Source organism: Nonomuraea sp. NPDC000554 (genome assembly GCF_040300065.1).
Lineage (GTDB): Bacteria > Actinomycetota > Actinomycetes > Streptosporangiales > Streptosporangiaceae > Nonomuraea.
Map to the genome: position 1 here is coordinate 170,445 of NZ_JBEPDC010000020.1, position 26,302 is coordinate 196,746.

Annotated in this window: 29 protein-coding genes and 1 tRNA gene; 8 read left to right on the top strand and 22 right to left on the bottom strand. The window is 70.7% G+C overall.

Translation table 11 applies throughout. The features are described 5' to 3' along the window. The first annotated feature begins 61 nt into the window (after positions 1-61). Together nhaA and ABT294_RS33065 are read left to right on the top strand one after the other, a co-directional pair. On the top strand, positions 62-1,858 hold the full coding sequence (nhaA, locus tag ABT294_RS33060; RefSeq protein WP_350810235.1) for a Na+/H+ antiporter NhaA: 1,797 nt from the start codon (positions 62-64) through the stop codon (positions 1,856-1,858). Positions 1,859-1,901: 43 nt separating this feature from the next. Beyond that, entirely contained in the window at positions 1,902-2,375 is a 474-nt protein-coding gene (locus tag ABT294_RS33065) for a single stranded DNA-binding domain-containing protein (protein ID WP_350810236.1), read from the top strand. Here ABT294_RS33065 and ABT294_RS33070 read toward each other — a convergent pair. After that, positions 2,363-3,133, bottom strand: a complete 771-nt coding sequence (locus tag ABT294_RS33070) for an SDR family oxidoreductase (protein ID WP_350810237.1) — start codon at positions 3,131-3,133, stop codon at positions 2,363-2,365. The two genes, ABT294_RS33065 and ABT294_RS33070, sit on opposite strands and share 13 nt — an antisense overlap. Before the next feature lie 77 nt (positions 3,134-3,210). Between ABT294_RS33070 and ABT294_RS33075 the strand changes: the two genes are divergently transcribed. After that, on the top strand, positions 3,211-3,960 hold the full coding sequence (locus ABT294_RS33075) for a hypothetical protein (RefSeq protein WP_350810238.1): 750 nt from the start codon (positions 3,211-3,213) through the stop codon (positions 3,958-3,960). Here ABT294_RS33075 and ABT294_RS33080 read toward each other — a convergent pair. Further along, positions 3,947-4,396, bottom strand: a complete 450-nt coding sequence (locus ABT294_RS33080) for a hypothetical protein (RefSeq protein ID WP_350810239.1) — start codon at positions 4,394-4,396, stop codon at positions 3,947-3,949. The two genes, ABT294_RS33075 and ABT294_RS33080, sit on opposite strands and share 14 nt — an antisense overlap. Before the next feature lie 43 nt (positions 4,397-4,439). On the opposite strand from ABT294_RS33080, the gene ABT294_RS33085 reads away from it, so the two are divergent. Further along, the gene (locus ABT294_RS33085) at positions 4,440-5,411 is read left to right on the top strand and encodes a helix-turn-helix transcriptional regulator (protein WP_350810240.1); all 972 of its coding nucleotides are present in this window, start codon (positions 4,440-4,442) and stop codon (positions 5,409-5,411) included. Here the strand turns inward: ABT294_RS33085 and ABT294_RS33090 are convergent. From ABT294_RS33090 to ABT294_RS33120, 7 genes are read right to left on the bottom strand one after another with little or no spacing between them, the layout of a single operon-like run. Further along, positions 5,388-6,404: an ABC transporter ATP-binding protein gene (locus ABT294_RS33090; protein ID WP_350810241.1), complete on the bottom strand. Its 1,017-nt coding sequence runs from the start codon at positions 6,402-6,404 to the stop codon at positions 5,388-5,390. The genes ABT294_RS33085 and ABT294_RS33090 overlap by 24 nt on opposite strands. Then, on the bottom strand, positions 6,401-7,414 hold the full coding sequence (locus ABT294_RS33095; RefSeq protein ID WP_350810242.1) for an ABC transporter ATP-binding protein: 1,014 nt from the start codon (positions 7,412-7,414) through the stop codon (positions 6,401-6,403). The genes ABT294_RS33090 and ABT294_RS33095 overlap by 4 nt, the downstream gene beginning before the upstream one ends. Next, a complete protein-coding gene (locus ABT294_RS33100) occupies positions 7,411-8,253 on the bottom strand; it encodes an ABC transporter permease (RefSeq protein ID WP_350810243.1) in 843 nt (280 codons plus the stop codon). Before ABT294_RS33100 ends, ABT294_RS33095 begins: the two co-directional genes overlap by 4 nt. Next, positions 8,250-9,230: an ABC transporter permease gene (locus ABT294_RS33105; protein WP_350810244.1), complete on the bottom strand. Its 981-nt coding sequence runs from the start codon at positions 9,228-9,230 to the stop codon at positions 8,250-8,252. Before ABT294_RS33105 ends, ABT294_RS33100 begins: the two co-directional genes overlap by 4 nt. Next, the gene (locus ABT294_RS33110) at positions 9,227-10,837 is read right to left on the bottom strand and encodes an ABC transporter substrate-binding protein (RefSeq protein WP_350810245.1); all 1,611 of its coding nucleotides are present in this window, start codon (positions 10,835-10,837) and stop codon (positions 9,227-9,229) included. Before ABT294_RS33110 ends, ABT294_RS33105 begins: the two co-directional genes overlap by 4 nt. Further along, the gene (locus tag ABT294_RS33115) at positions 10,834-11,565 is read right to left on the bottom strand and encodes a PIG-L deacetylase family protein (protein ID WP_350810246.1); all 732 of its coding nucleotides are present in this window, start codon (positions 11,563-11,565) and stop codon (positions 10,834-10,836) included. Before ABT294_RS33115 ends, ABT294_RS33110 begins: the two co-directional genes overlap by 4 nt. After that, positions 11,552-12,430: a GNAT family N-acetyltransferase gene (locus tag ABT294_RS33120; protein ID WP_350810247.1), complete on the bottom strand. Its 879-nt coding sequence runs from the start codon at positions 12,428-12,430 to the stop codon at positions 11,552-11,554. The genes ABT294_RS33115 and ABT294_RS33120 overlap by 14 nt, the downstream gene beginning before the upstream one ends. Positions 12,431-12,721: 291 nt before the next feature. Between ABT294_RS33120 and ABT294_RS33125 the strand changes: the two genes are divergently transcribed. From ABT294_RS33125 to ABT294_RS33135, 3 genes are read left to right on the top strand one after another with little or no spacing between them, the layout of a single operon-like run. Next, positions 12,722-12,895, top strand: a complete 174-nt coding sequence (locus tag ABT294_RS33125) for a hypothetical protein (RefSeq protein WP_350810248.1) — start codon at positions 12,722-12,724, stop codon at positions 12,893-12,895. A 40-nt stretch (positions 12,896-12,935) separates the two neighbouring features. Then, entirely contained in the window at positions 12,936-14,084 is a 1,149-nt protein-coding gene (locus ABT294_RS33130; protein ID WP_350810249.1) for a sensor histidine kinase, read from the top strand. After that, positions 14,081-14,722 (top strand): response regulator transcription factor, encoded by a 642-nt coding sequence (locus ABT294_RS33135; protein ID WP_350810250.1) that lies wholly within the window; start codon positions 14,081-14,083, stop codon positions 14,720-14,722. Before ABT294_RS33130 ends, ABT294_RS33135 begins: the two co-directional genes overlap by 4 nt. 48 nt (positions 14,723-14,770) lie before the next feature. On the opposite strand, the gene ABT294_RS33140 is transcribed toward ABT294_RS33135, so the two are convergent. From ABT294_RS33140 to nadD, 6 genes are all read right to left on the bottom strand, one after another. Continuing rightward, positions 14,771-15,007, bottom strand: a complete 237-nt coding sequence (locus ABT294_RS33140) for a helix-turn-helix domain-containing protein (protein WP_350810251.1) — start codon at positions 15,005-15,007, stop codon at positions 14,771-14,773. Continuing rightward, positions 15,008-15,667 (bottom strand): hypothetical protein, encoded by a 660-nt coding sequence (locus ABT294_RS33145; RefSeq protein ID WP_350810252.1) that lies wholly within the window; start codon positions 15,665-15,667, stop codon positions 15,008-15,010. A 565-nt stretch (positions 15,668-16,232) separates the two neighbouring features. Beyond that, a tRNA-Ala gene (locus ABT294_RS33150) sits at positions 16,233-16,305 on the bottom strand. A gap of 157 nt (positions 16,306-16,462) precedes the next feature. After that, entirely contained in the window at positions 16,463-17,101 is a 639-nt protein-coding gene (locus ABT294_RS33155; protein WP_350810253.1) for a histidine phosphatase family protein, read from the bottom strand. Then, on the bottom strand, positions 17,098-17,493 hold the full coding sequence (gene rsfS, locus ABT294_RS33160) for a ribosome silencing factor (RefSeq protein ID WP_350810254.1): 396 nt from the start codon (positions 17,491-17,493) through the stop codon (positions 17,098-17,100). Before rsfS ends, ABT294_RS33155 begins: the two co-directional genes overlap by 4 nt. Before the next feature lie 92 nt (positions 17,494-17,585). Then, positions 17,586-18,203 (bottom strand): nicotinate-nucleotide adenylyltransferase, encoded by a 618-nt coding sequence (nadD, locus tag ABT294_RS33165; protein ID WP_350810255.1) that lies wholly within the window; start codon positions 18,201-18,203, stop codon positions 17,586-17,588. 96 nt (positions 18,204-18,299) lie between these two features. On the opposite strand from nadD, the gene ABT294_RS33170 reads away from it, so the two are divergent. Next, positions 18,300-19,313: a M48 family metallopeptidase gene (locus tag ABT294_RS33170; protein ID WP_350810256.1), complete on the top strand. Its 1,014-nt coding sequence runs from the start codon at positions 18,300-18,302 to the stop codon at positions 19,311-19,313. A 9-nt stretch (positions 19,314-19,322) separates the two neighbouring features. Here the strand turns inward: ABT294_RS33170 and ABT294_RS33175 are convergent, their stop codons facing one another. From ABT294_RS33175 to rplU, 7 genes are all read right to left on the bottom strand, one after another. Further along, positions 19,323-21,155: a serine/threonine-protein kinase gene (locus ABT294_RS33175; RefSeq protein ID WP_350810257.1), complete on the bottom strand. Its 1,833-nt coding sequence runs from the start codon at positions 21,153-21,155 to the stop codon at positions 19,323-19,325. An 82-nt stretch (positions 21,156-21,237) separates the two neighbouring features. After that, a complete protein-coding gene (locus ABT294_RS33180; protein ID WP_350810258.1) occupies positions 21,238-21,402 on the bottom strand; it encodes a hypothetical protein in 165 nt (54 codons plus the stop codon). Between the two features lie 65 nt (positions 21,403-21,467). Next, positions 21,468-22,748 (bottom strand): glutamate-5-semialdehyde dehydrogenase, encoded by a 1,281-nt coding sequence (locus tag ABT294_RS33185; RefSeq protein ID WP_350810259.1) that lies wholly within the window; start codon positions 22,746-22,748, stop codon positions 21,468-21,470. Positions 22,749-22,787: 39 nt separating this feature from the next. Further along, positions 22,788-23,906 (bottom strand): glutamate 5-kinase, encoded by a 1,119-nt coding sequence (gene proB, locus ABT294_RS33190; protein WP_350810260.1) that lies wholly within the window; start codon positions 23,904-23,906, stop codon positions 22,788-22,790. Positions 23,907-23,991: 85 nt separating this feature from the next. Next, positions 23,992-25,344: a GTPase ObgE gene (gene obgE / locus ABT294_RS33195; RefSeq protein ID WP_350810261.1), complete on the bottom strand. Its 1,353-nt coding sequence runs from the start codon at positions 25,342-25,344 to the stop codon at positions 23,992-23,994. A gap of 171 nt (positions 25,345-25,515) precedes the next feature. Further along, positions 25,516-25,773 (bottom strand): 50S ribosomal protein L27, encoded by a 258-nt coding sequence (gene rpmA, locus ABT294_RS33200; protein WP_012893687.1) that lies wholly within the window; start codon positions 25,771-25,773, stop codon positions 25,516-25,518. A gap of 15 nt (positions 25,774-25,788) precedes the next feature. Next, on the bottom strand, positions 25,789-26,091 hold the full coding sequence (gene rplU, locus ABT294_RS33205) for a 50S ribosomal protein L21 (protein ID WP_270159450.1): 303 nt from the start codon (positions 26,089-26,091) through the stop codon (positions 25,789-25,791). Positions 26,092-26,302: the final 211 nt, after the last annotated feature.

Genomic DNA, 26,302 nt, shown 5'->3' on the forward strand with positions numbered 1-26,302 from the left:
CCGCCCCACCGACTGAACTACCCGAAACGGGTAGCTCTAGGATCATCCGGGGGGTTTGGGCATGTTGCGGACGTTCTTCAAGACCGAGGCGGGCAGCACCAGCGTGCTGCTCGTCGCGACGGCGCTGGCGCTGCTGTGGGCCAATTCGCCGTGGGGTGACACCTACGAGACGTTCTGGCACACGCCCATGGGGCTGTCGTTCGGCAGCGCGGAGTTCTCACTCGACCTGCGCCACTGGGTGAACGACGGGCTGATGACGGTCTTCTTCTTCGTCATCGGGCTGGAGATCTCCTACGAGATGCGCCTCGGGCAGCTGCGGGACCGACGGCTGATCGCCGTGCCGTCCGTCGCCGCGCTGGGCGGGATGCTGGTTCCCGCCGCCGTCTACCTGGCACTGAACGCGGGCGGGCCGGGCGCGGGCGGCTGGGGTGTCCCCATCGCGACCGACACCGCGTTCGTCCTGGGCCTGCTCGCCATCGTGGGGGCGAGGTGCCCGGACCCGCTACGCGCGTTCCTGCTGACGCTGGCCATCGTGGACGACGTGCTGGCGATCATCATCATCGCGCTCTTCTACACCGCCAGCCTGTCCATCCCCGCGCTGGTCACGGCGGCCGTGCTGCTGGCGGCGATCATGACGTTGCGGTGGCTGCGGATCTGGCGGGCGCCCGCCTACATCGTGCTCGGGTTCGCGCTGTGGGTGGCGACGCTGGAGAGCGGGGTGCACCCGACACTGGTCGGCATCGCGCTGGGCGTCCTGGTGTTCGTGTACGCGCCCAGCGATCAGAAGCTGTTGCTGGCGGGCGAGGCCGTCCAGGAGTTCACCAGCGACCCGTCGGCGCGGGCCGCGCGGGAGGCGACCCGGCGGGTGCGGCTGGCCGTGTCCGTGAACGAGCGGCTCCAGCTCCGGCTGCACCCGTGGAGCAGCTACGTGATCGTGCCGATCTTCGCGCTGGCCAACGCGGGCGTCCGGCTCGACGCCGAATCGCTGCGCACCGCCGTCACCTCGCCCATCTCCCTCGGGATCGTGGCCGGGCTGCTGCTCGGCAAGTTCGCGGGCATCTCGCTCGGCACCTGGCTGCCGCTCAGGTTCGGCTGGGGCGTGCTGCCGGGGAACCTGGTGTGGGGCCAGCTGCTGGGCGGCGCGGCGGTGTCCGGCATCGGGTTCACGGTGGCGCTGTTCATCGTGGACCTCGCCTTCGACGACCCGGCGGTGCAGAGCCAGGCGAAGATCGGCATCCTGGCCGGATCGCTGCTGTCGGCGCTGTTCGGCTGGGTGATCTTCCGGATGGCGTGGGACCGGGGCGGGGTGTGCGCGCCGCCCGAGGCGGAGCCCGAGGAGGAGCTGCCCGAGCTGCTGTCGGTGCCGGTCGGCTCCGACGACCACGTGCGCGGGCCCGCCGACGCCAAGGTGACGCTCGTCGAGTACGGCGACTTCGAGTGCCCGTTCTGCGGACGGCTGCACCCCATCCTGGACGAGCTCCGCGAACGCCATCCCGAGCTGCGAACCGTGTTCAGGCACTACCCGCTGCGCACCCTGCACCCGAGGGCGGTGCCCGCCGCGCTGGTGGCCGAGGCGGCGTCCGACCAGGGCAGGTTCTGGGAGATGCACGACATCCTCTTCGACAACCAGCGCTTCCTGACCGACGCCGACCTGGCCCACTACTCCGCCGAGCTGGACGTGGAGCCGTGGACGGAGGTGCGCGAGCACAGGCGGCGGGTGGCGCGCGACGAGGAGTCGGGCATGGCGAGCGGCGTACGGGGCACGCCCACGCTCTTCCTGAACGGCCGGCGCTACCAGGGCGGGCTGGACCTGGAGTCGATCAGCAAGGCAGTGGCGGAACTGATCAGATCCCCGTAACGTCGGGGCGGTCTATGGAGACGAAGCCAAGGTGAAAGCAGGCGTGGACATGGTCATTGTGCTGACCACCGGGATCATCGTCCTGGTACAGGGCAGCGTGCTGGTCACCGGGATCGTGCTGACGGTCGCGAAGAGACGCCAACAGGGCAGGGGGGCGATGCTGGGCCTGGCCGGGTGCCTCGTGCTCCTGCTCGAGGTCGTGTTCGGCGTCGTCCGCAGTCTCACGTTCTCCTCCCTCGTCGACTCCATGGGCATCAGCTCGGCGAACACGATCATCCTGGTGGAGACGGCCGTCTCCAGCCTGCTCAGCGCCGTCGGCATCGGCCTCCTGATCATGGCCGTGGTCGCCCGCCGCCCGCCGCTCCAGCAGCCGGCGGCTCCCGGCTGGCAGCAGCAGCCCGCCTGGCAGCAGTATCCCCAGCAGGCAGAGCAGGGCCAGCCGTCCGCGCCCGGTTGGCAGCCACCCCAGCAGGGGGAGCCGCCCACGCCCGGCTGGCAGCCGCCTCAGGGCCGCTGAGCGAGATATCCACCCCAGGTGATCTTCCCGGCGGGCTGCGCCGCCGTGGTCAGGTGCCCTGCCCTGAAGGCCCGTCCCAACCTGCCGGGCAGCCGCACCCGCAGCACGCGGCGCCGCAGCCCGCGCGCCCGCAACCACTGCTCGGCCGCCTCCGCCATGGACAGCACCTCCGGCCCGCCGTACTCCTCGACCGTCTCGGCCGGGCCTCGCCGGACCACGCTCAGCAGGCGGGACGCGACGTCGCGCACGTCCACCGGCTGGGCGGGGACACCCGGGTCGGCGACCATGAACCCGAGCCGGGCAAGCCCGGTGAACGCCTGGTCGACGAACTGGTGGAACTGCGTCACCCGGACGATCGTCCACGGGACGCCACCCGCCGCGACGAGCCGCTCGGCCCGCACCTTGGTCTGGAAGTATCCCCACGGCACCCGGTCCACGCCCACGATCGAGGTGTAGACGAGGTGCCGCACCCCGGCGTCGCGCGCCGCCGCGAGCAGCGCGGACGTCCCTCCCAGCTCGACCCTGCCGGTGTAGCGCCCCTTGTACGGCGCCGACGCCAGGTGGACGACCACGTCCGCTCCCCTGACGGCCTCGGCGACGCCCTCACCGGTGGTGAGGTCGGCGACGAACCAGCGCACGCCGCCCGAGCCGGGCCGGGCGACGCGGCTCACCGCGCGCACGTCGAAGCCGGACTCCACCAGCCCGTCCAGGAGGACCCGGCCGAGCCGCCCGCTTCCGCCTGTTACCAGAACACACATCATGCGAACGGGACGGGGCAGACGCTCCGGGTGTGACAATGTTCGGTAAAGCAATCTGATGCGCGTCCGAGGGGACCATGACACCAGAGCAGCCGGGGCACCAGGACCTCAACCGGACGATCAGGCACCGCTGGCCCGCGCCTCCCGGGCAGCGGCAACCGCAGCAGCCCTCGAGCACCCGGCGCCTGCCGTACACGCCGGACATGTTCCCCGATGTGCGCCAGTACGAGGCCAGGCCGGCGAGGTCCGGCTGGTGGTGGGTGATCGCGATCGGCGGGCTGGCGTTACTGATGGCGGCGATCGCCATCGCCGCCATCCTGTGGCTGCGCGGCAACGCCGCCGCGCCCGGCAAACCGAGCGCGGGCCCGCCGCGGATCACCGACACCACGGCCCGCGTGTCCTATCTCCTCCCCGGGGGCTGGAAGCAGGCCGCGAGGCAGCCGTTCACCTCCGGCATCTCCGCGGGCGGATCGGTCGTGCTCGCCTTCCCGCAGCAGCAGGGCGAGGTCGGCGGCGCGCAGAGCTCCGTGCTGCTGCAGAGCCAGGCGAACGACGTCGCGCTGCAGACCGCGCGCACCCTCATGCCGGACGTGAGCAGCCGGGACGACCTGCGCACCCGGGCGCTCCAGCTCGGCGGCCAGCCCGCCGCGACGGCCTCGTTCCGGGTCCTGTTCAGGAGCGCCACCAAGGACCCGGCCTACGTCCGCATCGTGGCGGTGCACACGCCCGACGGCACGGTGTCCTACGTCTACGGCAGCGCCGCGCCCGACAGCGAGGCCGCCCGGCAGGCCCTCGACCAGGTCCTCGACAGCGTCACGCCCGCGTGAAGTCCATCGTCCAGTTGGTCTCCCAGGTCTCGCCGTCCTCCGCGTACGCCTGCTCCCAGCGGGCGGCGTCCTCGCCGAGGACGGTCCAGATGAATCGGCAGCGCACCGGCCTGCCCTCGTGCTGGTCTTCGCCGTAGAACTCGCCCCTGTCGCCGTCGAAGGAGCCGATCATGGGCGGCACGTCGAGCACTCCCCTGGCGCTGCTCGACCAGTAGATCGCCCACTGCTCGGTGGCCGGGTTGTAGAGGCGCAGGGTCAGGCCGGAGAACCCCTTGGTGTGGAAGGTGATCTCGTCGAAGTTGGCGGCTCCGTCGAAGTGCCGGGTGGCGACGCTGGTGGCGGGGAACTCGTCCCATGCGTCGCTGCCCGACAGCGGCTTGACGAGCCTGCGGTTGAGCACGTTCCAGGAGCCCGCGTAGAAGTCGAAGTCGTTCATGCGAGGACCCTAGGCCGTGGTCACTGACATGTAATGTCAGTGAATGCGCGCTTCCCGTCTCGTCTCGATCCTGCTGCTCCTGCAGACCCGCGGCCGGATGACCGCCCAGGACCTCGCCGAGCGGCTGGAGGTCTCGGTGCGCACGATCTACCGCGACGTCGAGTCGCTGCACTCCGCCGGCATCCCGCTGTACGGCGACGCCGGGCCGAGGGGCGGCTACCAGCTGCTCGACGGCTACCGCACCAGGCTCACCGGGCTCACCACCGACGAGGCCGAGTCGCTGTTCCTCGCCGGGCTGCCGGGGCCGGCGGCCGAGCTGGGGCTGGGCGCCGTGGTGACGGCGGCGCAGCTCAAGCTGATGGCCGCGCTCCCGATCGAGCTGCGTGACCGGGCCGGGCGCATCCAGGAGCGCTTCCACCTCGACGCCCCCACCTGGTACCGCGACCCCGAGCCCGTCACCCATCTGCCCGCCGTGGCCGACGCCGTGTGGAACGAGCGGCCGATCCAGGTCAGGTACCGGCGGTGGAAGGCGCCGCAGGAGGTGCAGCGGCGGCTGGAGCCGTACGGGCTGGTCATCAAGGCCGGACGGTGGTACCTGGTGGCGTGCTCCGGCACGGACGTGCGGACGTACCGGGTGTCGCAGATCCTCGACCTGCACCCGCTTCCCGGCCGCTTCGCCAGGCCCGGCGACTTCGACCTGACGGCGTACTGGCAGGCGTACCTGGCGGAGTTCGAGGAGCGGCTGCGGTGGGGCGAGGCGGTGGTCCGGCTGTCGCCGCGCGGCGTGGAGCGCCTGGAGCTGCTGATGACGCCGGGCGTGGTGGCGGCGGCACGGGCCACCGCCACGACCGACGGGGAGGGCTGGACCCGGGTCACGGTCCCGATCGAGTCGATCGAGCACGCGCTGGGCGAGTTCCTCCGGCTCGGCACCGACGTGGAGGTGCTCTCCCCCGCCGAGCTGCGCGACGGCCTGGCCGCCACCGTCGCCGAGCTAGCCGGGCGCTACGGGCGATAGCGCGTCGTCCTCGGCCGCCTGCCAGCAGTGCGTCCAGCGGCCCTCGCCCAGCTCGGTGCGTGCGGGCACCTCGGTGGAGCAGACCGGCAGCGCCACCGGGCAGCGTGGGTGGAAACGGCAGCCGCCCGGCGGGTCGATCAGGCTCGGCGGCTCGCCGTGCCGCTTGCCCTCGGGCGGCGTCACCCGGTCCGGGTCGGGGGCCGACTCCAGCAGGAGCTGCGTGTACGGGTGCCGCGGCGACTGGGTGAGCTGCTCGCTCGGCCCGCTCTCGATGAGCCGCCCGGCGTACATGACCGTGATCTCCTCGGCGAAGTACCGGGCGCTGGCGATGTCGTGCGTGATGTAGAGCAGCGCCAGGCCGCTCTCGTCCGCCAGCTTCTCCAGCAGCCGCAGCACGCCCAGCCGGATGGACACGTCCAGCATGGACACCGGCTCGTCGGCGATCAGCGCGACCGGCTGCACGGCGAGCGCGCGGGCGATGGCGACGCGCTGGCGCTGCCCGCCCGACAGCTCGTGCGGCAGCTTGTCCATGAACTGGTCCACCGGGGTCAGGCTGACCCGTTCGAGCAGCTCGGCGACCAGCTCGCGCTCGTGCGCCGCGGAGCGCGCGTGCCCGTGCACGCGCAGCGGCCTGGCCAGGTGATAGCGGACCCGATGGAACGGGTTCAGGGACGCGAACGGGTCCTGGAAGATCAGCTGCACCTGCCGCCGGAAGTCGCGGAAGGCCGGGCCGCGGTGCGCCCGCACGGGCTCGCCGCGCAGCAGCACCTCTCCCGAGGTGGCCGGGTACACCTGGGCGAGCAGCCGGGCGACCGTGCTCTTGCCGCAGCCGCTCTCGCCCACGAGCGCGGTCACCGACCCGGCCCGCAGCGCCAGCGACACGTCCTCGACCGCCCGCACCGGCGGGCGCTTGCCGAACCTGCCGCGCGGCCCGCGCGCCGCCGTGAAGTGCTTGGTGAGGTTCCGTCCCTCCAGCACGATCTGTCCGCTCACAGCCCTTCCTGCCCTCCAGCCGGGACGGGGTCCACACCGGCCCCGTCGTTGAGCAGGCACGCCGCCGCGCCCTCGGGCCCCTCCAGCAGCGCGGGACGGGTGACGGCGCACTCGTCCATCGCGTACCGGCAGCGCGGGTGGAACGCGCACCCTGGGGGAAGCGACCGCAGGTCGGGCGGGGTGCCGGGGATGCCGAGCAGCTCCTCGCGCGGCCCGCGCAGCCGCGGGAACGACCGCAGCAGCCCCAGCGTGTACGGGTGCCGCGGCGCCCGGTGCAGGGCCTTGGCCGAGCCGGTCTCCACCACCCGCCCGGCGTACATGATCGCGATCCGGTCCGAGATCTCCATGAGCAGCGACAGGTCGTGCGTGATGAACACGACCGCGAAGCCGTACTCCTCCCGCAACGTCCTGATCTCCTGGAGGATGTCGCGCTGGACCACCACGTCGAGGGCGGTGGTCGGCTCGTCCATGATGATGATCTCGGGGTTGAGCGCGAGCGCGATGGCGATCGCGGCGCGCTGCCGCATGCCGCCTGACAGCTCGTGCGGGTAGCTGCGCCGCCGGTCGGCGCTGATGCCGACGCGCTGGAGCAGCTCCACCGCCCGCTCGGTGCGCGCGTTGCGCGGCAGGTCCGGCGCGTGGACGCGCAGCACGTCGTCGATCTGCGCGCCGACCGTGCTGACCGGGTTGAGCGCGTTCATGGCGCTCTGGAAGACGACGGCCAGCTCCTTCCAGCGGAAGGCGCGCAGCTCCTCGCGCTTCAGCCCGAGGACGTCGACCTCCGTGCCGTCCCTGCGGTGGTAGACGACCGAGCCGGACGTGATCGCGGCGGGCGGGCGCAGCAGCCGGGCCACGGCGTTGGCCAGCGTCGACTTGCCGCTGCCGCTCTCGCCCGCCAGGCCGAGGATCTCGCCGCGGCGCAGGTCGAGCGAGACATCGGAGACCGCGTGGACGGCGCCCGAGTTCGACTGGTAGTCCACGCTGAGGCCGTGGATCTCGAGGATGTTCACGCCGTCCCCTCCGCCTTGCGCTTGCGCGGTGCCCTGATCGTGCGCAGCCGCGGGTTGGCCAGCTCGTCGATGCCGAAGTTGACCAGCGCGAGCCCGGTGCCGACCAGCGCGATGCACAGACCGGGCGGGATGAACCACCACCACGCGCCGATCAGCAGCGCCTGGCCGGTCTGCGCGAAGTAGAGCATGGTCCCCCAGCTCACGGTCGACAGGTCGGCCAGGCCGAGGAACGACAGCCCGGCCTCGGCCAGGATCGCGCCGACCACGGTGGCCAGGAAGCTGGTGGCGATGACGGGCAGCAGCACGGGAAGGATCTCGAAGAAGACGATCCTGAACGGCCGCTCGCCGCTGGCCTTGGCGGCTTCGACGAAGTCGCGCCGCCGTACCGACAGGGTCTGGGCGCGCAGCACGCGCGCGCCCCACGCCCAGCCGGTGACGGCGATCACCACCGCCACCGAGGCGACGCCGCGCTGGGGCAGGTAGCCCGCCAGCACGATGATGAGCGGCAGCGCGGGCAACACCAGGAAGATGTTGGTGAGCACCGACAGCGTCTCGTCGATCGCGCCGCCGAAGTAGCCGCCGACCAGGCCGACGGCGACGGCGAGGACGGTGGCGATCATCGCCGACAGCAGGCCGACGCCCATCGAGATCCGGGCGCCGTAGACGACCTGGACGAGGATGTCCTGGCCCGTCTGGGTGGTGCCGAGCCAGTGCTCGGCCGACGGCCCCTGGAGGCCGTCGTTGCTGGTGGCCGCCGGGTCGGTGCCGATGAGCAGCGGCCCGAGCAGGGCCATCAGGATGAAGAAGACGAGGATGCCCGCCCCGATCTTGATCTTCATTGGCCCTCCTGCCTGGTTCTGGGGTCGAGCACCACGTACGCGAGGTCGGCCAGGAAGTTCGCGACGAGCACGGCCAGCGAGATGACGAGGAAGATGCCCTGCATGAGCGGGAAGTCCTCGTTCTCCACCCCTTTGAGGAGCATCGAGCCGATTCCCGGATAGGAGAAGACGATCTCCGTCAGCACCGAGCCGCCCACGACGAAGCCGAGCGACAGCGCGAAGCTGGTGATGTTCGGCAGGATCGCGTTCCGCGCCGCGTACGCCCACATGACCCGGCGGCTGGTCAGGCCCTTGGCCTCGGCCATCACCACGTAGTCCTCGCCGAGCGTGGTCACCATGACGTTGCGCATGCCGAGGATCCGGTCCGCCATCGAGGCGAGCACGATCGTGACCGCGGGCAGCACCGCGTGGTAGGCCACGCTCCCGGCGAACTCGCCGGTGAGGCCCGGCTCGACCTCCAGGCTGTAGGCACTGCTGGCCGGGAACCACTTCAGCGTCACGCCGAAGACGAACGTCAGCGCCAGCGCCACCCAGAAGTACGGCACCGCGTGCAGGAACGTGGCGGCGGGCAGCACCCCGTCGAGCCAGGTGCCGCGCTTCCACGCCATGAGCACGCCGAGCGAGGTGCCCACCAGGTAGCTGATCAGCGTCGCGACCCCGACCAGGCCGACCGTCCATGGCAGGCTGCCGGCGATGACCGTGGACACCTCGGTCGGGAAGAACGTGATCGACCTGCCCAGCTCCCCGTGCGCCAGGTTGGACAGGTAGTCGAGATACTGCTGCCACAGGTTCGCGTCGCTGATCCCGAACGCCCGCTTCATCGCGTCGATGGCGGCGGGGTCCACGTTGCCCTTCATCCGGGCGACCAGCAGGTCCACCGGGTCCCCCGGCATGAGCCGGGGGACCAGGAAGTTGAGCGTGACGGCGGCCCAGGCTGTCAGGATGTAGAAGCCGAGCCGCCTGGCCAGAAACCTCACTTGGCCGCCGGCTTCAGGTGCAGCAGGACCACGGCCGCGTCAGGCGAGGTGTACGGCGACGGCATCGCGTACGGGTCCTGCTCCGACGGCCAGCCGACGTACTTGGTGGTGCGGAACTGCGCCCACGAGGGGCTGTAGAACAGCGGCACCGCCGGCAGCTTCTCCACCATGATCTTGCCGAGCCCCTGGGTGGCCTCCTGCTGCTTGGCGAGGTCGTCGGTGGCCGCGTACGCGTCGATGAGCTTGTCGGTCTCGGCGTCCTTCCACCGCTCGTAGTTGCCGGTCGCGGACTTGCCGACCGGCGTGGCCAGCCCGCTGTAGAGCAACGAGCGCATCTGGAAGTACGGCGTGGGCCCGGCCTGGGTCGACCTGATCGACAGGTCGTAGTCGCCCTTGCCGACCTTGGACACCCAGTCGGCGAACGCCACACCGCGAGTCTCGATCTTGATGCCGACCTTGGCCAGGTCCTCCCTGATGAGCTGGGCGACGTTGACCCAGTCGGTGAACGGCGAGGGCACCAGCAGGGTGAAGCTCAGCTTGGCCGGGTCGACGCCCTTGAGCAGCTCCTTGGCCTTCTCCACGTCCACCTTGAAGGCGGCGTCCTTGTACTCGGGCGGCAGGTAGGACTCGCCGCCGGGCATCGGCACCGTCGTCGGGTGCGCCACCTTGGTGTAGCCGCGCTCGGCCACCTGCACGATCTTGTCCCGGTCGATGGCCAGGCTGATCGCCTGCCGTACCTCGGGCTTGGCCAGGATGGGGTTGGTCAGGTTGGGCAGCAGGTTGACCACGCCCTCAGGCGGGAAGAAGAACTTGTTCTGGTCCGGCTTGCCCTGGACGTAGATCTTCTGCATGTCGGGCACGAAGGCGCCGGCCCAGTCGAGCTCGCCCTGCTGAAGCGCCGTCTGCACCGCGTTGGCGGTGTAGGCGGGGAACTTCAGCTTCGGCACCTCGGGCTTGCCCGGCTGCCAGTAGTTCGGGTTCTTCTCCATCTCGTAGAGCTGCGCGCTGAACTTCGACAGCTTGTACGGCCCGGTGCCGACCGGCTTGGGGTTGGTGAAGGTGACCGGGTCCTGCTCCTTCTCCCAGATGTGCTTGGCCACGATCGGCGAGCTGCCCGCGATGTTGAACAGCTTGGCGTAGGACGTGCTCTTGAAGTCGATCTGCACCTTGTCGGGCGCGAGGACCTTGGTGCCGGCGATCTCCAGCGCGCTCTTGTTCAGCTCCGGGTGCTTCAGCAGCAGGTCGAAGGTGAAGGCCACGTCGTCGGCGGTGAACGGCTGGCCGTCGGTCCACTTCACGCCCTGGCGCAGGGTGAAGGTGAGGGACTTGCCGTCGTTGGACCACTCATGCTTGAGCGCCAGCCACGGCGTGATCTCGCCCGGCTTGAGCTTGTTGAAGAACTCGAGCGTCTCGTAGATCATCCCGCTCGTCCCGAAGTTCACGCCTTCGAGGTGGAACGGGTTGAAGTCCTCCTGGAACGTGCCCGCGTCCACGGCGTGGATGACCAGCGGCGGCGCGTTCGAGCCGGTCTTGCCGGCGGAACCGGAGCTGGAGCAGCCCGCGATCGCGAGGGTCAGGGCCGTGACGGCCACCAGAGTTCGTCTCATTGGGGGGTTGCCTTTCCGAAGTAGCTCGTCCGGAGGTTCCGCGAGCCCTTCGGGGCGGCGAAGGCCTGCGCTCGGCGGAATCCGGCGGGAGCGCCGCGCACGATCGTGAGTGCGCGGTAGTAGTCGACGTACGGGAAGCCGTAGGTCTCTCCTCTGGCGTACGCGTACCCCGTGATCGCCTGCGACCAGACCTCGTAGGCCTCCTCGCTCAGGTCGACGAAGACGTCGGGCGTGTAGCCCTCGGCGTCCTCCCAGTTGTCCGCGTAGTACAGCTCGCCCGCCCAGTAGGCGGGCAGGTCGCGTTCGAGCGTCTTCAGCCCGCCGTAGAAGCGGGCGTCCTCCACGATCCGGTGGGTGCGGGCGTGGTCCTTGTGGATGGAGGCGCTCCAGTGGGTCAGGATGACGTCCGGCCGCAGCTCCCTGATCAGGTCGCCGACGCGCATCTTGACGTCCTCGTCCTCGGGCAGCAGGCCGTCCTCGTAGTCGAGGAAGCGGACGCCCGCGCCGATCCTGTCGGCGAACGTCTCCGCCTCGTCGCGTTTCTGCTTCGCGTAGTCGGCGACCGACATGCGGGGGTGACCGCGTTCGCCGAGCGTCAGGTGCAGGAGCGTGGCGCGGTCGCCGCGCAGGACGTGCTGGGCGAGCACCGCGCCCGCCGTCAGGTCGAGGTCGCCCGCGTGGGCGCCGATGGCCAGGACATGCGTCGTGCTCTGGTCAGACTCGCTCACTGGACCGCCTCATCACGTGGAACCGCCTGGTGATCTCGTAGCCCGCCCGGGTGTAGAGGTGGCCCGCCGGGCTGGTCTCGCCGGTCCAGAGGAACCAGGACGAGTGCAGGCCCTCCGCCCGCATCCTGGTCATGGTCAGATGCAGCAGGATCTTGCCGAGCCCGGTGCCGCGCAGCTCCGGATCGACGCCGAACGGCCCGAACCGCTCGGGGATCCCGCGGTAGGCGCCGTACAGGGCGAATCCGGCTATCCGCTCCTTCTTCGCGATGATCATGCGCTTGGGGTCGCGGTGGTGCCTGATCGCCTCACCCCAGTCGGGGTTGAAGACGTCCGCGGCGTAGCGGATGAGCTCGGGCAGCTCGCCGTCCTCGGGGCTGCGGAAGACGTAGCCCTCGCTCTCGCGCTTGGCGCGCAGGTCGTGGACGTCGTCCGGAGTCGCGTAGCCGACCAGCGTGCGGTCCATCGCGACCGGCGAGTAGAGCGTGCCGAACCCCAGCGCGCCGAGCAGCCGGAACGCGTCGGGATACAGCTCCTGGTCGGCGCCCGGCAGCACGTAGTTGGGCGTGTAGGAGGCGAAGTCGATCCGCGTCCTGCCCTGCTCCTCCAGGAAGGCCAGCGCCTCGCCGACCAGCCGCCGCCCCAGCCCGCCGCCCCGGTGTTCCGGCGCCACGAAGAAGAACGGGATCCAGCCCGTCTCCGGCTCCAGATCGGTTCCGGGGGCGAGCGGCGTCAGCCTGCGCACGGCGTAGGCGCAGCCCACCACCCGCTGGTCCACCACGGCGACGCGGAGACCCTCGGGGTCGAAGTTCGGGTCGAGCAGCACGCAGTCGCGTAGCCATCCGGAGGTCGTGGGATCGCCTGGCATGCTCCGATTCCATGCGTCAACCAGGGAGCTCTCATCACCTGAGACGAACGCGCGGACTGTGACCATCGGGGTCCTTTCGCAGGTCTCTCCTGGCACAGCTTTCCCTCCTGTTTACGGTCAGGTCAATAAGTTCGGGGAAGAAAGTTTCTCTGGTGGACTCCCTCTAGAAACTTTCCTTCGCGTGCGCTAGACATGGACTCCGGCCGGTGGACCCCCGCGCCGGCGTCTCCACCCCCGTCTCCACCATCTGGCGGTGCCGCTCCACCCGTCCCGGTTCCTAGCGTTGCCTGCGTGAACAGACACGATCTGATCAGGCACGCAGCAGACAAGATCATGGAATCGAACCGGGGAGGAAAGATGAGCGGCAAGACCTGGATCGCGGTGGCGGCGATCGGCGCCGTCGTGGTGGTGGGGTTCATCGCGTACCGGCTGATCCTCATCGAGCTCATCACCCGCATCCACTGACGGCTGCGGCGCCTGGTGGAATCGACCTGTGAGAAGACGGATGCCGACAGGACGGCCGCTGACCAGACGGGCGCTGCCTGACACCATCGCGCCCGGCTGGCTCGTCGTGCAGGTGTTCGGCACGGTGTTCATCGCCGTCACCCTGCTCACCGCGCGGGAGGACGCCGCGCCGGTCTGGGCCCTGTACAGCGCCGCCGCCGGGTGCTGGCTGGCGTTCGTGGCCCTCGACAGGCGCCGTCCGGGTCCGGCGGCCGCCTGCCTGGCCATGGGCGCGCTGCTGTCGGCGGCGGCGCTCGGACTCGCCGGGGACGGCTCCGCGATCATCCTGACCTCGGTCGTCCTGGGCCGGTTCGCGGCGCTCGCGGTGCCATCCGTGGCCGCGATCATGGCGACGGGCGTGGCGGCGATGGCGCTGTCCGTCCTGACCTGGCCCCTCTACGGCGCTTCGGCCGCCGACGCGCTCGGGCAGGCGGCGCTGCTGCTGGCGCTCACGCTCATCGGGATCAACCACCGCCAGCACGTCGTCCAGCGGCGGCACGCGGAACTGCTGCTCGAACAGACCCGCCGCGCGCAGGCCGAGCACGCCCGCGCGGCGGCGCTCGACGAGCGCACCAGGATCGCCCGCGAGATCCACGACGTGCTGGCGCACTCGCTCGGCGCGCTGGGCGTCCAGCTGGAGCTGGCGGAGGCGGTGCTGGAGGAGCGCGCCGACGTGCCCACCGCGCTGGTCACTGTCAGGCGTGCGCGCAGGCTGGCCACCGAGGGCCTGGCCGAGGCCCGCAACGCGGTCGCGGCGCTGCGCCAGGACATCCCCGCCCTGACCGACGCCCTCGCCGCGCTGGCCGAGGCCCACCGGCGCGACCACCGCTCCGCCGTGCGCTTCGACCCGTCCGGCACGCCGCGCCCGCTGTCGTCGGCGGCGGCCGTCTCGCTGCTCGGGACCGCGCGGGAGGCGCTCACGAACGCGGCCAAGCACGCGCCGGGCGAGCCCGTCTCCATGACGCTGGACTTCACCGGCGACCGGGTGCGGCTGCGCGTGGCCAACCCGCTCACCGGCGGCGGCGTCCCCACGGAGTCTCCCGGATTCGGCCTGGCCGGAATGCGGGAACGCCTCGCGCTGGCCGGTGGGACACTGACCTCCGAACAGGACGGCGGGCAGTGGCAGGTGACGGCGGAGGTGCCTGAGTGATCACGGTGGTCGTGGTGGACGACCAGCAACTGATGCGCGAAGGGCTGGCGGCGCTGCTCGGCATGCTCGGCGATGTGGAGGTCCTGGGCACCGCCGGCGACGGCCGGCAGGCGCTCGACCTGCTCGCCGCCCGCCCGGCGGACGTCGTCCTGATGGACCTGCGCATGCCCGTGATGGACGGCGTCGAGGCCACCCGCCGGATCGTCCGCGACCATCCGGGCACCGCCGTCGTGGTCCTGACCACCTACACCGACGACGAGTCGATCGTCCAAGCCCTGCGCGCGGGCGCCCGCGGCTACCTCACCAAGGACGCCGGACGCGCCGAGATGGCGGCGGCACTCCGTTCGGCCGCCGCCGGCCAGTCCACCTTCGACCCCAAGGTCTCCGACCGTCTGGTGGCGGCCCTCGACCACCTTCCCCCGCGCCCGCCGATCACCCTGCCGGACGGCCTGACCGCCCGCGAGGCCGAGGTGCTCGGCCTGATCGCCCGCGGGCTGAGCAACCAGGAGATCGCCGGCGTCCTGTTCATCGGCGCGGCCACGGTCAAGACGCACATCAACAACGCGTTCGCCAAGATCCACGTCCGCAATCGGGTGGAGGCCACCCGTTACGCCGCCGACCACGGCCTCGGCCCATGACCGCGCCGTACCCGCGAACCCCGCACCGCCGCTCCCCGGTATCGACCGCTACCCGGACCTCTCGGGCACGTAGCGGAGCAGGTCTCCAGGCTGGCAGTCGAGGACCTCGCACAGCCTGATCAACGTGGAGAACCTGATGGCCTTGCCCTTGCCGGTCTTCAAAATGGAAAGGTTGGCGATCGTCACCTCAACCCGGTACGAGAGCTCGGTCAGGGTCATACCCCGTTCGGCGAGCAACTGGTCGAGGCGGATCTCGATGCGGCCGCCCGACTCGCCCGGCGGCATTCAGATCGTGCCTTCGAGCTCGTCGAACATGACCATCCCCCGCCGGATCACCTCGGCCACGGCGAACACCCCCACCCCTGCGCACACGGCGAGCACCGGCAGGTCACCCAGGCTGGGCAACACGTACCCATCATTCATCATCATCCGGGTCGCCACGCCCTTGGCGCCGGCGTCCAGCACGAAGGACACCAGCGACCCGATGACGAGAACCGCGCCGATCCTGCGCAGCTGGGAGATCGTGACCAGAGAGAACAGCGCGCGGTCGCTGAACCGGCAGTGCCCGGTGATCCGGCGCAGCGAGAAGCAGACCAGCAGCGCGGTGAGCGCGCCAGGCACCCAGGTGAGCAGGAAGAGCACCGCGATCGCGGGCGCCTGCCCGGCGTTGTACAGGCTGACGTGGACCTTCGTCTGGACGACCTCTGTTCCGCGGGTGAGCACCCCGTCGAGCGACACCTTGGCCCCCTCCGGCCACAACCCCTCGATCCCGAAGTCGCGACTGCCCGGCAGCACCATCAGGATGCTCGTGACCACCCCCGCCACAAGCCCCAGCACACCGACGGCCAGGGCGGCCTGAAGCAGCGCATCCAGCCTCCCGAACCACCGGCTACTCCGCAGAACCTCCGCACCCGGCTGACTCGACGCGGCATCCACCACGATCACCCCATATCGTTTTTCGATGAACCCTAAGGATCAGCGTAGCATCGAAAAACGATAAAACAAGAGCGCCTGCTGTCCGAGCGGCCGGGTGATCTCGTTCCAGCGCCCGGCCCCGACGACCTGCCGAGCATCGGAGCCGGCGGCGAGCACGCGTCCCAACAGCCACGCCCCAGCGCCACCGTGATCGCGGCGTCCCGCGCGTAGTTGGCCTGACAAGACGCCATCAGGCGGCACACCGCTCGGGCCCATGCGAGGCAGCAGTCACCTGACATACGAACCCCAACAACCCGCAGGCAAAAGAAAAACGCCCGAGCGAAGCGAGGCCCTACAGGAGTCGGGCCCCGGCCCGACTGGAAGAATCAGCCTGAGCCGACAACGCGCGAAGCGCCCCCGGCGAAGCCCACGCACTGCGCCAAAGGCGCCAAAAAAAGGAATCAGCCCGAGCGCAGCGAGGCCCATCGGCCCGACGCTGGGGGGCTCGGGGGGTTATCCCCCCGTTTAAACGACGAGGGGACCCGAGGGAGCAAGCCCGCCAGGGCTTGCGACCATGGGTCCCCAGTCAACCGAGTGGAGCTATGGGGATTCGAACCCCAGACCTCCTCCATGCCATGGAGGCGCGCTACCAACTGCGCCATAGCCCCTGGTCACCGCTTGAAGCACACTCCTTGCGGCGCTCGGAGAGCATATAGCCATCCGCACGATTCGCCTAATCGCGTCTCGTCCGTCCCGCCTGCGCCACCAGAACCGCTGGCGGGCCTGCGGGAGCAGCCGGGCCACAGCCTGTGCGGTGGGAGCCGCTCAGGCTGTGAGGCCTTCCGCGTCGGGGCTGTCGTCGCTGCTGATCGGTTCCGGCAGCGTGCCGGCGTTGTGTTCGAGCAGGCGCCAGCCCTTGCGTCCTTCCTCCAGCACCGACCACGAGCAGTTGCCGAGCCCGCCGAGGGCGGACCACAGCTGTTCGGGCAGCCCGAGCAGCTCGCAGATGCCGAGCCGCAGCGCGGCCCCGTGGGAGGCGACGACCAGCAGGCCGTCGTCGCCGAGTTTGGCGGCCCAGCGCCGCAGGGCGGCGGCGACGCGTCCGGCGACGTCGGTCACCGGCTCGCCGTCGGGGGCTTCCCAGGCCATGTACTCGTCGGGCCAGCGCGCGGCGATCTCGTCGCGCGTCAGGCCTTCCCACTGGCCGCCGCCGCGTTCGCGGAACTGTTTGTCGACGGCGACGTCGAGGCCGACGATGCGGCCGAGCGCGAGCGCGGTGTCGTTGGCCCGTTGCAGGTCCGAGGAGACGATGAGGGTGGGGCGCAGCGACGCGAGCAGCGAGGCCGCCCTGGCGGCTTGGGCGTGCCCGGTCTCGTCGAGGGGGATGTCGGAGTGCCCCTGGAAGCGGTGTTCTACATTCCACAGCGTCTGCCCGTGACGCAGGCAGACGATCCGCTTGCTCACGCGCGGGCCCGCTGGATGTTCGCCTGCACCACGCTTTCGGGCAGCGTGATGGCCGGGCAGTCCTTCCACAGCCGCTCCAGGGCGTAGAAGGTGCGGTCCTCCTCGTGCTGGACGTGCACGACGATGTCGATGTAGTCGAGCAGCACCCAGCGGCCTTCGCGCTCGCCCTCGCGTCGCACGGGCTTGGCGTCGGCCTCGGTGCGCAGCCGGTCTTCGATCTCATCGACGATGGCGCGGACCTGGCGGTCGTTCGTGGCGGAGCAGAGCAGGAAGGCGTCGGTGATGACGAGCTGCTCGCTGACGTCGTAGGCGAGGATGTCGTCGGCCAGCTTGTCGGCCGCGGCCTCGGCGGCGATCTGGACGAGCTGGACGGCTCTGTCGGATGCGGTCACGATGCGGGTCGGTCCTCCTGTGTCGGCAACATGCCTTATGTTGAGGGTACCCGTTGGGGGTCCGACGCCCCACGTCCGGCACGACGACGCATTCAGCCCTCGGCGTGGTAAAGACCCCTTTTGTTGATGTATTGCACGATTCCGTCCGGTACGAGGTACCAGATGGGCTCGCCCTTCGCCACGCGCTGCCTGCACTCCGAGGACGAGATCGCCAGCGCCGGGATCTCCAACAGGGTCACCTTTCCCTCGGGCAGACCGGGGTCGTGCAGGGTGTGCCCGGGGCGGGTGCAGCCGACGAAGTGGGCCAGCTCGAACAGCTCGTCGACGTCCTGCCAGGTGAGAATGGCCCCCAGGGCGTCGGCTCCGGTGATGAAGTAGAGGTCGGCGTCCGGCCCGTAGATCTCCGCGATGTCCCGCAACGTGTCGATGGTGAAGGTCGGCCCCGGGCGGTCGACGTCCACGCGGCTGACGGAGAAGCGCGGGTTCGACGCGGTGGCGATCACCGTCATCAGGTAGCGGTCCTCGGCGGCCGACACCTCGCGCTCGGCCTTCTGGTACGGGCGTCCGGTCGGCACGAAGACGACCTCGTCGAGGTCGAAGTGGTGTGCCACCTCGCTGGCGGCGACCAGGTGACCGTGGTGGATGGGATCAAACGTCCCGCCCATCACGCCCACACGCCGCTTTCCCCGGACACTGGGCGCATTCATCATGAAACGGACCTTACGCGGATGCCATCTCACAACATGACGGCACCCCCCTGGGTGATGACCGCGCATCACTCCCGTTGCGGACGTAGCATGCCGGGCATGACGACCACCCCGGACCGCAACCGCGTCCAACTGCCCGGCATCTCGTCCCGTGCCTACGAACACCCCGCAGACCGGTCCGCCCTGGTCGCTCTGCGTAAGTTGAGTGGGTTCGACACGGTTCTCAAGCAGATGTCCGGTCTCATCAGCGAGCGCCGCCTGCGCCTGATGTACCTGGCCTCGGCCGTGCGCGTGAGCGAGACCCAGTTCCGCTCTCTCTACGACATGGGCCGCGACGCCGCCTACACGCTCGACCTGCACCGGGTTCCCGAGATCTACGTCCAGCAGGACCCGCAGGTCAACGCCAAGGCGATCGGCTTCGACGACCCGTTCATCGTGGTGACCACCGGCCTGCTCAACCTCATGAACGAGGAGGAGCAGCGCTTCGTCATCGGCCACGAGACGTCGCACATCCTGTCGGGCCACGCGGTCTACCGCACGATGCTCGACATCCTCACCCGCCTCGCCTCCCGCGTTGCCTGGATCCCGCTCGGCTACATCGGCCTGCGCGCGATCGTCGCCGGCCTGGAGGAGTGGTACCGCAAGTCCGAGCTCTCCTCCGACCGCGGCGGCCTGCTCACCAGCCAGGACCCTGAGGCGGCCAAGCGCGCGCTGATGAAGCTCGCCGGCGGCGACTACACGCATGAGATGAACATCGAGGCGTTCCTGGAGCAGTACCAGGAGTACGACACCGCGGGCGACCTGCGCGACGGCTTCCTCAAGGTGCTCAACCTGCTCGGCACCACCCACCCGTTCGCCGTGGTGCGCGTGGCCGAGCTCGACAAGTGGCAGCGCAGCGGTGAGTACGACCGCATCCTGGGCGGCGACTACCCGCGCCGCGAGGACGACGCCAGCGCCAGGGTGACCGAGGAGATCAAGGCGGCGGCCGAGTCGTACCGCACGTCGTGGTCGCAGTCGCAGGACCCGTTCATCGGCGTGCTGCGCGACGTCGCGGAGGGCGCGGTCAACGCGGGCGAGCGCATCTTCAACCGCTTCTCCCGCCGCGACGGCTAGACAGGAGCCTCACAGCAGCAGGGCGATCGCGCGCACGGCCGCCGCGCACAGGGCGACGAACCCGCCCAGCACGGCCAGCGCGCGCAGCCCTTCACGGCGCAGCTCAGGCAGCCGGGCGCCGATCCGCTCGATCTCGCGGCCGGTGATGCCGCCGCACAGCATGCCGAACACCACGCCCGCGGCCGTGACCGGCGCGGGCTGCTGCCACCAGTCGGAACTGATCTGGCCGCCGCCGGTGAGCCAGAGCGCCCCGGCCGCCGCCACCGCGACGGGCACGCCCGGCCAGACCACACCGGTCAGGGCCGCGCCCGACAGCGCGCCCGGGAACAGCAGCACCCGCAGGAACACCCGCATCCGGCGCGACGTGCGGTTCTTGACCATCCAGTGGCTCATCCAGACCGTCCTGGTGAGCACCACGAACGCGGCGGTGATGCCGATCGTCGCGATCGGCCAGATCACCGACGCCACCACGCACGGCACCGCCAGCACGGCGAGCATCAGCAGGGCCGCGTTGCCCGCCGGCAGCGTGGTGGTGCTCGCGTCCGACCGGTTCGCGGCTGTCCGCGCCTTGCCCGTGGTCCGGCTCCGGGACCCCGCCACCTCGGCGCTGCCGCGGGCCCGCGGCGTGGGGGTCTTACCTTCCGCGCGGCTCCGCGTGGATGCGATCTTGCGAGGCCCGGTGACCTTCCCGTCCGGGCTCGTCCGGCTCCGGGGCGCGGGGACCTTGCCGTCCGCGTTCGTGCGGGCCCGTGCGGCGGCGGCCCCTCCGTCCGTGCCCGTCCTGCTGCGCGGCGTGGCGGCCGATCCGTCCGTGCCTGTCCGGGCTCGGGGCGTGGCAGCCGATCCGTCCGCGCTCGTCCTGGATCGCGGCGTGGCGGCCGATCCGTCCGTGCTCGTGCGCGCCCGTGGCGCGGCGGGTTTCGCCTCCTCGCCCGTCCGCTTGGCCTCCTCCCCCGCACCTGGACGCGACGCGTCGTCGGCGGTGGCGGCGCGGCCGCGTTCGTCGCCGGCTCGGGCGCTCTTGGCCGGGGCGTCGGCATCGGGCGGGCTGGTGGCCTTGGCCAGCCGCGACAGCCGGTCGGCGAGCAGCGCCGCGGTCGGCCGCTTGCCCGGCTCCCGGTTGAGCGCGGCCCGCACCAGCGGCAGCAGCGCCACCGGCACGCCCTTCAGGTCGGCCTGCCCGTTCAGCACCGCGTACATCTGCGCCTCGGCCGTGCCCCGCCCGAACGTGGGACGCCCGGTCGCGGCGAACGCCACCGTCGCCCCCCAGGCGTGCACGTCGGCGGGCGAGTTGACCTCCTCGTCGGCGAAGATCTCGGGAGCGGTGTAGCCGGGGGTGCCGAGGAAGGTGCCGGTCATGGTGAGCCGGGTGGCGTCGAGCACCTGCGCGATGCCGAAGTCGATGAGGACGGGCCCCTCGGCTCCCATGATGACGTTGGCGGGCTTGAGGTCGCGGTGGACCACCCCGGCCGCGTGAATGATCGCCAGCGCGGTCGCCAGGCCCTGCGCCAGCTCGACCAGCTGGGCGACGTTCAGCGGGCCGTCCTGCCGGACGCGGTCGAGCAGGTTGGCGCCGTCGATGTGGTCCATGACCAGGTAGGGACGGGCACAGTCGAGGTCGGCGTCGAGCACCTTGGCCACGTACGGGCTCTCGACCCGGCGCAGCGCGCGAACTTCGCGTTCGAGCCTTATCCGGGAGGAATCGTCCTCCGACAGGTTGTGCAGGACCTTGAGCGCGACTCTCTCGCCTCGGCGGGCACTGGCGAGGTAGACCTCGCCCATGCCGCCCCGGCCGAGCCGCTCGACCAGGGTGTAAGGCCCGACCTTGCCGAGCTTGCTCACCAACCCTCCCCGCCCGGCGCGCCCATAGGGGAAACAACCCTAGCGCCGGGACAGGGGAGAACGCCTGCGACGCGCCGAAGCTTTACCCCTGCAGCATGCCGTCGATCCCGGTCGTCGGCTCCTCCGACAGGTCCTTGCGGCCCTTCCTGCGCCAGTTGACGTGGCCACGACTCTCCAGCCAGAGCATCAGCCGGTCGGCCCCGAACAGCACGGCGACCGAGGAGGCGAGAGCGAGGACGATCTCCATGCCTCCCAGTCAAACCAGCGACCGCGTCACCAGACACCCGACACGCCGACCCGCGCCCGATCCGGTCAGCTCCCTGACCGAGCGATGACCGTGCCCTCCGGCGTGCGCAGGTGCCCCTCCCCTGTGTACACCCATTTGGTGGACGTCAGCTCGGGCAGGCCCATCGGGCCGCGCGCGTGGAGCTTCTGGGTGGAGATGCCGATCTCCGCGCCGAACCCGAACTCACCGCCGTCGGTGAACCTGGTGGACGCGTTCACCGCCACCGCCGCCGAGTCGACCAGCGACACGAACCTGCGGGCCGCCCCCTGGGAGCGGGTGACGATGGCGTCGGTGTGGCCTGAGCCGTACCGCCTGATGTGCGCCACCGCCTCCTCCAGCGAGCCGACCACCGCGGCGGCGATGTCGAGCGACAGGTATTCGGCGTAGAAGTCGTCCTCGGTGACGGGCACGACCTCGCCGAACCGGGCGATCTCGGCATCACCGTGAACGGTCACCCCGGCCTCCCCGAGCGCGGCGAGGGCCTTGGGCACGAACTCGGCCGCGATGCCGGCGTGGACCAGGAACGTCTCGGCCGCGTTGCACACCGACGGCCGCTGCGCCTTGGCGTTGACCAGGATCTCCACCGCCAGATCCACGTCGGCGTCGGCGTCGACGTACACGTGGCAGTTGCCGACGCCCGTCTCGATCACCGGCACGGTCGACTCCTCGACCACCGAGTTGATCAGGGACGCGCCGCCGCGCGGGATCAGCACGTCCACCAGCCCGCGGGCGCGCATGAGCTCCTTGACGGAGTCGCGGGTCAGGCCCGGCACCAGCTGCACGGCCCCGGACGGCACCTCGGTGCCGTCGAGCGCCTCCTGCATGATCCGCACCAGCGCCGTGTTGGACGCGTACGCGCTGGAGGACCCCCTGAGCAGCACCGCGTTGCCGCTCTTGAGGCAGAGCGCCGCCGCGTCGACGGTCACGTTCGGCCGCCCCTCGTAGATGATCCCGATCACGCCGAGCGGCACCCGCAGCTGCCGCAGCTCCAGCCCGTTGGGCAAGGTGCTGCCGCGCACCACCTCCCCGACAGGGTCGGGCAGGTCGGCCACCTGCCGCACGGCCTCCGCGATGGCGGCGATCCGCGCCTCGTCCAGCCGCAGCCGGTCGATCATCGCCTCGGACGTGCCCTGCTCCCTGGCCCGCTCGACATCCTCGGCGTTGGCCGCGACGATCTCGCCCGCGCGGGCCACCAGAGCGTCGGCGACCGCGCGCAATGCCCGGTCCTTCGGCGCCCGAGGCAGCGGAGCCAGCTCAGCGGCAGCCTCCCGTGCCGCCCCGGCCACTTTCAGGAACTCCTCGGACATCACACGCTCCTCGTCAACGCCTCGCAAGGCGAGGCGGTCTCAGTTGTGGGCTTCCAGTATGACGATGTCGTCGCGGTGAATCAGCTCGCGCTCGTATTCCGGGCCCAGTGTGCTGCCCAGTTCCCGCGTGGACCGTCCGAGCAGCTCGGGAATCTCCCCCGCGTCGAAGTTGACCAGCCCCCGGGCCACCACCAGGCCGCGCGGCTCGCACAGGTCCACCGGATCGCCCGCCGCGAAGTCTCCCTCGACCGAGGTCACCCCGGCCGGCAGCAGCGACTTGCGGCGGGTCACGATCGCCTCGACCGCGCCGTCGTCGAGGTGCAGGCGGCCGCGCCCGGTGGTCGCGTGGGCCAGCCACAGCAGCCGGGTGCCGGGATGCCGCCCACCCGGATGGAAGTAGGTGCCGACGTCGGCTCCCGCCAGGGCCTGAGCGGCGTGCGCGGCGGCGGTCAGCACCACCGGCACTCCCGCCCCGGTGGCGATCCGGGCGGCCTGCACCTTGGTGACCATCCCGCCGGTGCCGACGGCGGCCCCGTTCCTGCCCAGCTCGACCCCGACCAGGTCTTCCGGCCCCCGGATCTCGCCCAGCCGCTTGGACCCGGCGCGGCTCGGCGGCCCGTCGTAGAGCGCGTCCACGTCCGACAGCAGCACCAGCGCGTCGGCGTGGACGAGGTGGGCCACCAGCGCCGCCAGCCGGTCGTTGTCGCCGAAGCGGATCTCGTCGGTGGCGACGGTGTCGTTCTCGTTGACGATCGGCGTGATGCCCAGCTCGAGCAGCCGGTTGAGGGTGCGCTGGGCGTTGGCGTGGTGGGCGCGGCGCATCATGTCGTCGGCGGTCAGCAGCACCTGCCCGACGCGCACGCCGTACCGGGCGAAAGAGGACGTGTAGCGGGCCACCAGCACGCCCTGGCCGACGGACGCCGCCGCCTGCTGGGTGGCGAGGTCGCGCGGTCGCGCCGGCAGCCCGAGCGGGCCGAGGCCCGCCGCGATCGCCCCCGACGACACCAGGATGATCTGCGACCCGGCGCGCCGGCGTGCCGCGAGCACGTCCACGAGCGCGTCGACCCGGTCGACGTCGATCGTTCCCTGGGGGGTCGTGAGCGACGACGAGCCGACCTTGACGACGACCTTCGACGCAGAGCTGATCCGTTCCCGCACATGGGAAGCCTATCCGAGGTCGGCCGCACGATATCGACCGCTTTTCCCGAGGCGACCCTCTCAGACCCGGACGGCGGTCCTGCGCCTAGCCGAGCCTGTTGTCGGTGCCGCGCGGCCCGGAACGGACGGACTCGGCGTTCAGCGTGGGCTGCCAGTCGAAGATGTACCCGCCCTCCATCGGCCCGATGACGACCTCGGCCCCGGCGGTGGCGCCGGCCTTGGCCAGCTGCTCCTCCACGCCGAGCCGCTCCAGCCTGTCGGCCAGGAACCCCACGGCCTCGTCATTGGTGAAGTCGGTCTGCCTGATCCACCGCTCCGGCTTCTCACCGGTGACCTGGAACAGGTTCTCGTTGACCTTGCGGACGGTGAACCCGGCCTCGCCGAGCTGCTTCGGCCTGATGACCAGCCGCGTCGGCTCCTCCACCGGCCTGTTGGCCCTTGCGGCGGCCACCCACTCGCCCATGGCGAAGGTCAGCTCCCGCAGCCCGTCATGGGTGGCGGCGGAGATCGTGAAGACGCGCAGCCCCCGCTCCTCGAACTCGGACCTGACCAGGTCGGCCAGCTCACGCGCGTCGGGGACGTCGGCCTTGTTCAGCACCACCATGCGGGGACGCCCGTCGAGCTTCCCGTACGCCTCCAGCTCCGCCTCGATCACCTCGAAGTCGGTGATCGGGTCGCGTCCGGGCTCCATGGTGGCGCAGTCGATGACGTGGACCAGCATGTCGCACCGCTCCACGTGGCGCAGGAACTCGTGCCCCAGCCCCTTGCCCTGCGAGGCCCCCGGGATCAGACCGGGCACGTCGGCGACGGTGAACACGGTCTCGCCCGCCGTCACCACGCCCAGGTTGGGGATCAGCGTGGTGAACGGATAGTCGGCGATCTTCGGACGGGCGGCGCTGAGCGCGGCGATCAGCGAGGATTTGCCCGCGCTCGGGAACCCGACCAGCGCCACGTCGGCGACGCTCTTCAACTCCAGCATGATGTCGAGCCCGTCGCCCGGCTCGCCCAGCAGCGCGAAGCCGGGGGCCTTGCGCTTGGTGGTGGCCAGCGCCGCGTTCCCGAGCCCGCCGTGCCCGCCCTGGGCGATCACGTACCGGGTGCCGGCTCCCATGAGGTCGACCAGCACCTCCCCGGTGTCGGCGTCCTTGACCACGGTCCCGTTGGGGACGGGCAGGATGACGTCGCCGCCGTTGGCGCCGTCGCGGTTGGACCCCTGGCCCTGCTTGCCGTTGTCGGCCTTGCGGTGCGGCCGCCGGTGGTAGTCGAGCAGCGTGGCGGTGTTGGGATCGACCTCCAGGATCACGTCACCCCCGCGCCCGCCGTTGCCGCCGTCGGGCCCGCCGAGCGGCTTGAACTTCTCCCGATGGATGGAGGCGCAGCCGTTCCCCCCGTCACCGGCCCTGACATGCAGGACCACCTGGTCCACGAAGTCCGGCATTTCCGCCCCTCTCTCCACCCTCGCCCGAGGGCCACATTCCTGCTACAGCCGTACGGACGAGGACGCGGCGCGCCACCTCCCGGCCCGGCGAGCCGCACAAAACCCCAAAAACATGACAAAGGGGTGGATCAACATAGATCCACCCCTCGTGTAACGCCCTGTGGCGGCAGATTACTCCGCGACCGGGACGATGCTCACGGCGCGACGGCCGCGCTTGACGCCGAACTGCACGTGGCCCGCGGCCAGCGCGAACAGCGTGTCATCGCCACCGCGGCCGACGTTGTCGCCGGGGTGGAAGTGCGTGCCACGCTGACGGACGATGATCTCGCCCGCGTTGACCAGCTGGCCGCCGAAGCGCTTGACGCCCAGGCGCTGGGCGTTCGAGTCACGGCCGTTCCGGGTGGACGACGCGCCCTTCTTGTGTGCCATCTCTCAAACTCCCGATCAGGCCTGGTCGATACCGGTGATCTTCACCTGGGTGTACCGCTGGCGGTGACCCTGGCGCTTCTTGTAACCGGTCTTGTTCTTGTACTTGAGAATGCGGATCTTCGGGCCCTTGGTCTCGCCGAGGATCTCGGCGCTGACCGTGAACCTGCCCGCCTCCGTGGTCACATCGCCGTCGTTGACGACGAGCACCGTCGGCAGCGAAACCGAAGAACCGACCTCGCCGGCGACCTTGTCCACCTCGAGGACGTCACCGACGGAGACCTTCTGCTGCCTGCCGCCGCAACGAACGATCGCGTACACCGCGGAACCCTTCTACTGTCTACTGTTGCGATCACCGGCCGCCCCGGAGGAGCGGCCACTGACTGCCGAGTGCTGCGCCCGCACTGGCATCCTGTCTGGAACCAACGAACCTAGTGGGGCGCGCCAACAGGGCACGTCACCTGACGCACCGGCTCTCTAGGGTACCGGATTGACAGCACCCTAGGCGAACCGGACGGATCGTCGGACAGTC

Coding starts and splice junctions, on each gene's coding strand:
- ABT294_RS33170 (WP_350810256.1), top strand. CDS start 18,300: ATGACGACCACCCCGGACCGCAACCGCGTCCAACTGCCCGGCATCTCG.
- ABT294_RS33180 (WP_350810258.1), bottom strand. CDS start 21,402: ATGGAGATCGTCCTCGCTCTCGCCTCCTCGGTCGCCGTGCTGTTCGGG.
- ABT294_RS33185 (WP_350810259.1), bottom strand. CDS start 22,748: ATGTCCGAGGAGTTCCTGAAAGTGGCCGGGGCGGCACGGGAGGCTGCC.
- ABT294_RS33070 (WP_350810237.1), bottom strand. CDS start 3,133: ATGTGTGTTCTGGTAACAGGCGGAAGCGGGCGGCTCGGCCGGGTCCTC.
- nadD (WP_350810255.1), bottom strand. CDS start 18,203: ATGATGAATGCGCCCAGTGTCCGGGGAAAGCGGCGTGTGGGCGTGATG.
- ABT294_RS33120 (WP_350810247.1), bottom strand. CDS start 12,430: ATGCCAGGCGATCCCACGACCTCCGGATGGCTACGCGACTGCGTGCTG.
- ABT294_RS33075 (WP_350810238.1), top strand. CDS start 3,211: ATGACACCAGAGCAGCCGGGGCACCAGGACCTCAACCGGACGATCAGG.
- ABT294_RS33130 (WP_350810249.1), top strand. CDS start 12,936: ATGCCGACAGGACGGCCGCTGACCAGACGGGCGCTGCCTGACACCATC.
- obgE (WP_350810261.1), bottom strand. CDS start 25,344: ATGCCGGACTTCGTGGACCAGGTGGTCCTGCATGTCAGGGCCGGTGAC.
- nhaA (WP_350810235.1), top strand. CDS start 62: ATGTTGCGGACGTTCTTCAAGACCGAGGCGGGCAGCACCAGCGTGCTG.
- ABT294_RS33085 (WP_350810240.1), top strand. CDS start 4,440: ATGCGCGCTTCCCGTCTCGTCTCGATCCTGCTGCTCCTGCAGACCCGC.
- ABT294_RS33080 (WP_350810239.1), bottom strand. CDS start 4,396: ATGAACGACTTCGACTTCTACGCGGGCTCCTGGAACGTGCTCAACCGC.
- rpmA (WP_012893687.1), bottom strand. CDS start 25,773: ATGGCACACAAGAAGGGCGCGTCGTCCACCCGGAACGGCCGTGACTCG.
- ABT294_RS33140 (WP_350810251.1), bottom strand. CDS start 15,007: ATGCCGCCGGGCGAGTCGGGCGGCCGCATCGAGATCCGCCTCGACCAG.
- ABT294_RS33100 (WP_350810243.1), bottom strand. CDS start 8,253: ATGAAGATCAAGATCGGGGCGGGCATCCTCGTCTTCTTCATCCTGATG.
- ABT294_RS33110 (WP_350810245.1), bottom strand. CDS start 10,837: ATGAGACGAACTCTGGTGGCCGTCACGGCCCTGACCCTCGCGATCGCG.